Below are 9,357 nucleotides of genomic sequence, written 5' to 3' on the forward strand. Positions count from 1 at the left end.
CTCCTGCTTGGCCTGGAACTTCATTTCATCGCTCTGCGCCTGCAGGTCGATGTCGTCTTTGGCGGCGATCAGTTTGATGCCGGTGTTGCCGTCGCCGGGGCGGATGGCGCCGGCCACCAGGCCGATGGCTTGGCCGGTGTGGATTCTGGCTTTGCCGGCGATGGCGAGGTTGCTGTCTTCGCCGCTCTCGAAGGTGGTGGTTTCGTCGTTGGCGTATTGCAGGTTCTGCCCGGCGATGTGGGCGAAGTTGGCGCGGGCGGCTTGCAGGATCGCCGGGTCGGTCGGGTGCGGGCGTTTGTCGGTGTCGGCCGTGGTGCTCTTGGCCTGGGCGTCGGCGCTGGCCTGGTTTTCGTCTTTGGCGTCGACCATGCCGCTGGCGACGGTGTACAGGGCCTTGATCGGCGCGGCTTGGTCGTCGATGGCGCTTTGTCCGGCGCCGGTGCTGCCGATGGCGCTGGCGAGTTCGACGGTGCGGTGGGTCTTGGCGGCCTGGCTGAGGCTGCGGGCCAGGGTGTCGGCTTGTCTGAGCAGGGCCATGCCGGGGGCGAAGTCGCCGGCCGGGGTGCCGGGGGTGGCGAGCGGCCAGGTGCTCATCAGTACGCCGCGCCCGCCGCGCAGCGCGCCCCAGGCGTCGGTGCGCAGTTCGACGCCGGTGCCGCGGAAGCTGCCGCGGTAGTTGTCGGCCTGGTGGATGAGGTGGCCGAGGTTGAGTTCGCTGCTGTGCTGGGTGCTCTTGAGCTGGATGCGTTGCTGGCGGTCGCTGTCGTCCAGCACCAGTTGATTGAACCCCTGGCCGCCGAATTCCTTGCTCTTGAAGCCGCCGAGCGCGGCCGGGTGGCGGTGGCTGTGGCTGGCGCCGCCGTGCCAGGCGGGGCTGTTGCCGCCGGCGAGGTTGCCCTGGCCGGCCGGGCGGTGGTCGGTGGCGGGGTCGAAGACGCTGGCGTCGCTTTCGCCCGGCCGGCCGCCCGGGGTCGCCGGGACGCCGCCGGCGCCCTTGCCGTTGTAGAGGGCGCCGAGGACGTAGGGGCGGTCCATGTCGCCGTTGAGGAAGTCGATCAGCACTTCCTGGCCGATGCGCGGCAGCCATTGCCAGCCCATGCCGGGACCGGCCTGGCGTTGCAGGACGCGCATCCAGCAGCTGTCGCGGTCGTCCGGCCGTTCGGCTTGTTGCCAGGGGAAGCGGATCTTGATCCGGCCGTAGCGGTCGCACCAGATTTCTTCGACGCCGTTCGGGCTCTGTTCGCCGTTGGGGCCGACGACGGTGGCGGTCATCGGGCCGGGGGCGGTGGGGCGCGGGTTGAGGCGCAGGCCGGTGTCGTCGGTGAGCGCCGGCCGCCAGGGGAGATCGGCGTGCAGGCCGGTGAAGCTGTTGCCGTAGCCGCGTTCGCGGGCGAGTTCGAGGAGTTCGGCGGGCACCCTGGTCGGGGCGGCGATTGGTTCGACGGCGTCACCGCCGGAGAGCGGGTCGTCCTGGCCGAGGTTCTGCGGAAGGCGCAGGCGTTCGGCGAGGCGGGCCATGGCGGCGGCGGTCAGGTTGTTGATGCCGGCGTGGCTGACCTCGCAGACCAGGTAGCGGTGATCGCCAGTACGCGGCAAGTCGCCGATGGCGATCCAGGTGCCGGCGGCGAGGCTGCGCACGGTGCCGCGGCCGAGCCAGGTCAGGTAGCGGGCTTCGTGCGCTTCCATCGTCAGCCGCCCGTAGCGCTCGGCTTCGGCCAGGCTGGCGAAGGCGTAGGGGCCGGCGTCGTCGTAGTTCTCGAGAAGCGGCGCATGCGGCCCGCCGATCGGCTGCGCCGTCGGCACGCTGGCGGCGATGGTGCGCTTGGCCTTGTAGTCGTGCGAGAGCAGCGTGGTTTTGGCGGCGAGCAGGCGGCGGTGTTCGCCGAAGGCAAGGATGGCGTCCTGGGCTTCCTGCGAATCGCTGCGGTGGTAGCGCAGGCCGCTGGCGGAGATTGGGTCCTGCGGCAACAGGCGGCTGTCGGCGAAGATCGTCAGGCGGTGGCCGCCGGGCGCCGCGTCGTCGGCTTCGATGCGCCAGCCCAGGCCTTCCTCGGCGAGCAGGCGGGAGACGAACTGGTAGTCGGATTCGTTGTACTGCACGCAGTAGCTGCGCGGCCGGGTGTCGGCGAGGAAGCCGGCGACCTCGTCGGCCCATTGCCAGGCGGCGACGTCGGCATAGTCGGCGAACACGGTGTCGACGATGTCGACCACGCTGCGTTCCTGGAAGACCCGGTGATGGCGGCCGCGCGAGGTGAGCCAGAGCCAGGGGATGACGATCAGCCGGTAGCGGCCGAAACCGCCGTCGGCGTCGAGCGTCGCCGCCCAGCGCACGTAGCCGTGGCGCTTGAAGGTGCTGCCGTCGGCCAGCCGCACCTCAAGTGCCAGCGCCTTGCCGAGGAAACGCGACTGGCCGAGCCGGGCATCCGGCGCGACGAGGTCGATGACGTACTCGAAGCCGCCCGACAGGCTCTCCCGCCCCCACCAGCATTCGACTTCCAGTTGCGGCATCCCCTCGTCCCGAGACGCCCACGCGCAAAACCCCGTGTCATTGGAGCAATTGCCATGTTGTCTATTTGTTTTTACGCACGGCAACGCTGGCCGCGATTTGCCGCGAAAGTTTGAGAACCTCATCTTGGGTCAATGGCTGAATACCGCGTTTGATAGCGTTCTGCCGATTTTGCTCAACCACAAGTCGCACATCCGGAGCTTTCTCCGGTTCATCGGGGTCGCCACGGGCAACAGCGTGGTAAATGTAGTCTTCTTCGGAGTCCTTGCTTCGAACAACGGCAAGAAACGTTTCCAGGCCAGAACGCCCTGCCATGTGCATTGGACGCTTGGCAGGTAAATGCCATAGACTTCTAGCATCTACAACATTAGCCAAATAAGCTCCCCAATACAGATCTGTCTGAAAATCATTCGTTACAGCATCCGGGCGAATATTATCTCCTTCCTTTGGAGTGCTTTCGGCGGTTTTACTTCTGAGATTGATCGTTATATCCGGATGCTCCTTCAGACGGTAAGTCATTGCGATGGCATGCCCCCCTTGGCCGCCGTCTGGAATAAAAACATAGGGCAAGCAAAGTCCAGGTTCAGCGGGAACGTCGAAGAGGGGCCGTGGGCGAAGAGCGTTGATCAAACTCTTTAATTTGTCTTCGACATGCGTAAATTCAATTTCACTAGCAGTTTCCTGTCCCCATAAAAAAACAGAGTTATTTACCAGAGCGTCAAGACCAACATATTTCCCCTGTATCACCCAAGCTTTTCCAATTAGCTTGCCTGTTGAAACATTCCTCACCTTTTCTTTATACGAATCGCCTATCTTTTCCTGGATTTTAATGAACTTATTTAACGCATCATTTTTTTCACTAGCATTTAACGGATGCGTAATGTCGGCAATTGAAAACTGACTCAAACCAGCCGGTTCTCCATCAGGAAAACGCATATATGGCTGACCATACTGCGCATGATTCCTGAATAGTTCGCTGAATAAATAAGCTGCCTGATCCGACTTCCCTGGTAGTGCTAGCTGCAGTCGTCCAACACATTCTTTTGGCCATTCAGCAGGCACGGTTTCGGCGCAACCCGCGCTACCGCAGATCACAAATATCAGCAGCACTATCCACTTCTTACGCACCACCTTCTCCAGTCGATTCCATCTCTGTAGCTGTCATCATGACGGTTCTGGTTTCATGGGCAGGCATTTCCCCACCCGGCACTCGATTATCGACCAGAATGGCGGTAGGCAACTTAAAGTCCAGATTCTCTTTTTCCGCCCAGTGAATCGGCAGCGCCGTGATAAAACCCTTTATTTGATCTAGGTCCGCCACTCCTTTTGCCATGAACTGCGGCTTTTGCCAAAATAAGCTCTGGCTTGGCATGGGAGAAGAAAGGTCGTTACCATCCCAAGTTGGCAAGACACTCGCGGGAATTGGGTCCCCCGCCCTATTTTTTCTCCCTGACCAATTCCTCGGAACAAAAGAAAATGCCTTTTCATAAGCCTCAGCATTTGCCTTGGCTTGTTTCTGAATCGCCTGCCAACTCGCCGGACTGGCCGGCTTCTCGATGGCTGTTTTCAGGTGGTTGGCTGGTCGCACGTTACCGGCAATACCAAAAATCTTATTCCAGATGCCCATACGTAACTGGCGCGCGAACGTACGCACCGGCTTGACATCTCCTGAGCCCAGATCGCACTGACTGACTTCAGTATCAATGACAAGCACCGCAATTTCCGAATCCCGTTCGCCAAGCAAGCTGCGGTCGTTGATATTTGCGCTCCCAAGCAACGCGAAACGATCATCGACCACCATGAGCTTGCTATGGATGTAAATTTGTTCCGTGACGTAGTTTGGCCCGATTTTTTCCCAGTTCCGCAGGTTGAGTAGTGTTACATACTGTTCGCAGGCTTCGAGCGGAATATCCCGGTAGGCGGTATTGTCTGGATTATTCAGCACTTCCAGATAGGGTTGATTTTTGTCATGCAACTCCTTCGCTTTGAGCGCCCTACGGATGCCATTCAACAGACTATGGCTGCCACTTGTAATGCTTTGCATGGTCCAAAAAACCTGAGCAGCAATCGAATGCGCCATCAAATCCCCCTCGGGATGTACAGGTAAAGTGATGTACACATGGAAATCCGGCTTCTTGGCATCGAAAATCGCGTCCCTGATACGCTTTATCAAGGCTTCGCAAACACCGTTTTTTGGGGGGCCATCAAGCCCCTCAGCAAAACCATCTGCTTGGCGAACGGCGGCCACCGTTATTTTGCCAATACCCTTAGGGCCTTTCTGAATGTACTCACCAACGGGACTAAGATTGGTGCTGCCAGTTTGTTTCTTTCCAAATTCTGATACAAAAAACTGACTCTCAATATAGATGAATTGAGCAGCGTTAGAGATAAGTCGGATCATGGCCTTCTGAATGCTATCGTCGGCTCCCTCTGGCTTTTTAGAGAATGCACTCTCGGAAGCTTTGTATTCTTCAGTACGCAAATCAGCAGGCGCACTGCGCAGAAACTGTATCCGAGCCTTGCCCGGTTGAGCATATTTCGAAGGATGATCAGGTAGTTCCAGCTTGAATGAGCTACCGATATTCCAGCGCACGACAAAATTGCGGACCATATCTGAAACAATTGGCCCTTCCAGCCGGCATTGGACATCCTGCCAAGGCATGCGGGGTTGCATGTTTTCATCGAGTGTTGTCAGGTCAGGCGTATTGGTATCCAAGCTCGGACTATTTAATATTGCTATATTTTCCTGATAAGGCACTTGCCAACCACCGGCCGCTGCCTTGTCTGAATGGATTTGTGCGGGACTTCGATCATCGCTCTTTGGCATAACGGGCATACCAAGACCGGAACTCATTGCCTGCCAAACACTCGGCCGGGTGCGGTCGGCAATCCCCGACATCAAATCTGGATCAACCAGATCGTCTCTTTCAAGTTGTTTCATCCAGGCGACACACGGATTGTAGCGATTGAGCACAGCTCGACCGTCCGCGTCAGGTTTCAGTGTGTAGGCTGCACTATCGTAGCGACCATAGGCCAGATCAATCCCGCCCATGTAACCAATCTCGCGGTCAACCACCACACACTTCTGGTGATGGCTGAAATATTTTTTGTTGGTCGTTACAACCGCACTCGACAGTAAGACGTTGATAGCTTTCTTGTCCCCCTCCAGGCCTAAGCGCGCATTGATATCTTCGAGAACAATCCGTGTCTGGTCGTCATAGGTCTGAACAGGATTGGTATCGTCCCATGGCATAACATAGAACTTAACGCCACGTTTCGCGTTACGGTACAACAAGTCATACAAACGGACGCCAGGTGCGAGCAAAGCATCCCAGGAGACTTGCCACCCCAGGATCAGCACTTCTCTTTCAGCGAGATCAACGCTGGCAATCAAATCGGCAAAATAGTCTTGTCCGGACAGTAGTGGTATCGCTTTATTACCATCTCTGGACATCGCAAAAGCGTCTGGAGCGCTTCCAATCCACGGGTTGAAACAACCTGTTGCCGTGAAAGGCTTGCCGTCTTGCCCAATAATCTGGTGAATTGTGGAGTGTGGTCTCGTCTGCATCACACACCTTTCTTGAATTTTTCGAACACAGCACCGACAGCCTGGCCCAATTCGCTACGTGCAAGAGGGGCCGCATATCGCAAGCTATCCTCTCCTGCAGTAAGACCAAAACTGTCTGCAAAACCCAGCGAGTCAAGCGCATACTCCAGCTTCTGTTGATCTGTCCAACTCTGGCGCTCCTTGGTAACATCAAGCCGCTTGATCTGCCCTTCAAACAGAACCCAGACGCCTCTCCCCGAGAGATAAGCTTCCGCCAACTGTTTTTCCTGATCGGCCGTAAGAGCCACCTTTCCTGCAGAATCGCTACGCCCCGACATCATGCAGGTTGACTGAACCAAGGCGCCCATTTCGTCTCTGGCCGAAACTATTCGCCAAGGCGTATTTGCCAACGCCGCACCGTCAGGCCCTGGGATATCGGTCAATTTGATATCGAAACGCGGCAGCGTATTAACAAATGGATTACTGGAAAAACGAGGCAGTGCGTAGTTCTCGCGCACCGGCCCACTGAACTTCTTCTTGCTCGCATGCACCGTAATCGTCCCCGGGCACTGCACGGTAATCCCGCCGTCGATGGTGATTGAGGCGCCGCCCTTCACCGCGAGGTGAATCTTCTTCGCCGCCGCGAAGTCGACATGGGCATTCGCCGAGACGATCCTCAGGTCCTGCTTGGCCTGGAACTTCATTTCATCGCTCTGCGCCTGCAGGTCGATGTCGTCTTTGGCGGCGATCAGTTTGATGCCGGTGTTGCCTTCGCCGGGGCGGATGGCGCCGGCCACCAGGCCGATGGCTTGGCCGGTGTGGATTCTGGCTTTGCCGGCGATGGCGAGGTTGCTGTCTTCGCCGCTCTCGAAGGTGGTGGTTTCGTCGTTGGCGTATTGCAGGTTCTGCCCGGCGATGTGGGCGAAGTTGGCGCGGGCGGCTTGCAGGATCGCCGGGTCGGTCGGGTGCGGGCGTTTGTCGGTGTCGGCCGTGGTGCTCTTGGCCTGGGCGTCGGCGCTGGCCTGGTTTTCGTCTTTGGCGTCGACCATGCCGCTGGCGACGGTGTACAGGGCCTTGATCGGCGCGGCTTGGTCGTCGATGGCGCTTTGTCCGGCGCCGGTGCTGCCGATGGCGCTGGCGAGTTCGACGGTGCGGTGGGTCTTGGCGGCCTGGCTGAGGCTGCGGGCCAGGGTGTCGGCTTGTCTGAGCAGGGCCATGCCGGGGGCGAAGTCGCCGGCCGGGGTGCCGGGGGTGGCGAGCGGCCAGGTGCTCATCAGTACGCCGCGCCCGCCGCGCAGCGCGCCCCAGGCGTCGGTGCGCAGTTCGACGCCGGTGCCGCGGAAGCTGCCGCGGTAGTTGTCGGCCTGGTGGATGAGGTGGCCGAGGTTGAGTTCGCTGCTGTGCTGGGTGCTCTTGAGCTGGATGCGTTGCTGGCGGTCGCTGTCGTCCAGCACCAGTTGATTGAACCCCTGGCCGCCGAATTCCTTGCTCTTGAAGCCGCCGAGCGCGGCCGGGTGGCGGTGGCTGTGGCTGGCGCCGCCGTGCCAGGCGGGGCTGTTGCCGCCGGCGAGGTTGCCCTGGCCGGCCGGGCGGTGGTCGGTGGCGGGGTCGAAGACGCTGGCGTCGCTTTCGCCCGGCCGGCCGCCCGGGGTCGCCGGGACGCCGCCGGCGCCCTTGCCGTTGTAGAGGGCGCCGAGGACGTAGGGGCGGTCCATGTCGCCGTTGAGGAAGTCGATCAGCACTTCCTGGCCGATGCGCGGCAGCCATTGCCAGCCCATGCCGGGACCGGCCTGGCGTTGCAGGACGCGCATCCAGCAGCTGTCGCGGTCGTCCGGCCGTTCGGCTTGTTGCCAGGGGAAGCGGATCTTGATCCGGCCGTAGCGGTCGCACCAGATTTCTTCGACGCCGTTCGGGCTCTGTTCGCCGTTGGGGCCGACGACGGTGGCGGTCATCGGGCCGGGGGCGGTGGGGCGCGGGTTGAGGCGCAGGCCGGTGTCGTCGGTGAGCGCCGGCCGCCAGGGGAGATCGGCGTGCAGGCCGGTGAAGCTGTTGCCGTAGCCGCGTTCGCGGGCGAGTTCGAGGAGTTCGGCGGGCACCCTGGTCGGGGCGGCGATTGGTTCGACGGCGTCACCGCCGGAGAGCGGGTCGTCCTGGCCGAGGTTCTGCGGAAGGCGCAGGCGTTCGGCGAGGCGGGCCATGGCGGCGGCGGTCAGGTTGTTGATGCCGGCGTGGCTGACCTCGCAGACCAGGTAGCGGTGATCGCCAGTACGCGGCAAGTCGCCGATGGCGATCCAGGTGCCGGCGGCGAGGCTGCGCACGGTGCCGCGGCCGAGCCAGGTCAGGTAGCGGGCTTCGTGCGCTTCCATCGTCAGCCGCCCGTAGCGCTCGGCTTCGGCCAGGCTGGCGAAGGCGTAGGGGCCGGCGTCGTCGTAGTTCTCGAGAAGCGGCGCATGCGGCCCGCCGATCGGCTGCGCCGTCGGCACGCTGGCGGCGATGGTGCGCTTGGCCTTGTAGTCGTGCGAGAGCAGCGTGGTTTTGGCGGCGAGCAGGCGGCGGTGTTCGCCGAAGGCAAGGATGGCGTCCTGGGCTTCCTGCGAATCGCTGCGGTGGTAGCGCAGGCCGCTGGCGGAGATTGGGTCCTGCGGCAACAGGCGGCTGTCGGCGAAGATCGTCAGGCGGTGGCCGCCGGGCGCCGCGTCGTCGGCTTCGATGCGCCAGCCCAGGCCTTCCTCGGCGAGCAGGCGGGAGACGAACTGGTAGTCGGATTCGTTGTACTGCACGCAGTAGCTGCGCGGCCGGGTGTCGGCGAGGAAGCCGGCGACCTCGTCGGCCCATTGCCAGGCGGCGACGTCGGCATAGTCGGCGAACACGGTGTCGACGATGTCGACCACGCTGCGTTCCTGGAAGACCCGGTGATGGCGGCCGCGCGAGGTGAGCCAGAGCCAGGGGATGACGATCAGCCGGTAGCGGCCGAAACCGCCGTCGGCGTCGAGCGTCGCCGCCCAGCGCACGTAGCCGTGGCGCTTGAAGGTGCTGCCGTCGGCCAGCCGCACCTCAAGTGCCAGCGCCTTGCCGAGGAAACGCGACTGGCCGAGCCGGGCATCCGGCGCGACGAGGTCGATGACGTACTCGAAGCCGCCCGACAGGCTCTCCCGCCCCCACCAGCATTCGACTTCCAGCTGCGGCATCCCCTCGTCCCGCCACGACAGCGCATACAGGCGCGTGTCGCTCGAGAACAGGTTGCGCACGAGGTCGATGGACATGGCTGTGGCGGCTAAATGGGAAGCCGGAAGGATAGCGAAGA

The 9,357-nt window shown here is 61.4% G+C and carries 4 protein-coding genes; all 4 read right to left on the bottom strand.

The features are described 5' to 3' along the window. Nucleotides 1-2,508: type VI secretion system Vgr family protein (locus ACLIIZ_RS20770; protein ID WP_416695559.1), on the bottom strand; the 2,508-nt coding region annotated here is incomplete at its 3' end. 61 nt (nucleotides 2,509-2,569) lie between these two features. Further along, on the bottom strand, nucleotides 2,570-3,634 hold the full coding sequence (locus ACLIIZ_RS20775) for a T6SS immunity protein Tli4 family protein (protein WP_416695561.1): 1,065 nt from the start codon (nucleotides 3,632-3,634) through the stop codon (nucleotides 2,570-2,572). Next, on the bottom strand, nucleotides 3,627-6,074 hold the full coding sequence (locus ACLIIZ_RS20780) for a phospholipase D-like domain-containing protein (protein WP_416695563.1): 2,448 nt from the start codon (nucleotides 6,072-6,074) through the stop codon (nucleotides 3,627-3,629). Before ACLIIZ_RS20780 ends, ACLIIZ_RS20775 begins: the two co-directional genes overlap by 8 nt. Continuing rightward, nucleotides 6,074-9,316: a type VI secretion system Vgr family protein gene (locus ACLIIZ_RS20785; RefSeq protein ID WP_416695565.1), complete on the bottom strand. Its 3,243-nt coding sequence runs from the start codon at nucleotides 9,314-9,316 to the stop codon at nucleotides 6,074-6,076. Before ACLIIZ_RS20785 ends, ACLIIZ_RS20780 begins: the two co-directional genes overlap by 1 nt. Nucleotides 9,317-9,357 lie beyond the last annotated feature (41 nt).

This window comes from Azonexus caeni, assembly GCF_048146105.1.
In the GTDB taxonomy this organism is placed as follows: domain Bacteria; phylum Pseudomonadota; class Gammaproteobacteria; order Burkholderiales; family Rhodocyclaceae; genus Azonexus; species Azonexus aromaticus_B.